General features: G+C 73.7%; 1 protein-coding gene. It reads left to right on the forward strand.

The features are described 5' to 3' along the window. Nucleotides 1-260 precede the first annotated feature (260 nt). A partial coding sequence (locus G3I78_RS50280; RefSeq protein WP_164437363.1) for a helicase-associated domain-containing protein occupies nucleotides 261-395 on the forward strand: 135 nt, incomplete at its 3' end.

Here is a 395-nt window from a genome sequence, read left to right on the forward strand (position 1 = left end):
TTCGGCGCCCGCCGCCGCCGCGCGACGAGCGTCTGATCACCCGCACCACGGCACAGGGGCCCGGCACACCAAGTGCCGGGCCCCTTGCCGTGCTCACCTGGACCGTGAGGGGTGCGTTCTCTTCGTGCGGTGGGCGGCGGCCGCGCGGCGGCTCGTACGCGGCCGCGCGGCCATGGCTGTCCCCCCACTGGGCGGATGCGGCAGACTGGAGGTTTGGCCGACCGCGCCCGGTCGGCCACCCCCGCAGGAAAGGGACGTTTGTGAACGGGCCTCTCATCGTCCAGAGCGACAAGACACTGCTTCTCGAGGTCGACCACGAGCTCGCCGGGGCGGCGCGGCGGGCCATCGCCCCCTTCGCCGAGCTCGAGCGGGCCCCCGAGCACATCCACACCTAC

Origin of the sequence: Streptomyces sp. SID13726, assembly GCF_010548375.1 — a bacterium.
GTDB lineage: Bacteria > Actinomycetota > Actinomycetes > Streptomycetales > Streptomycetaceae > Streptomyces.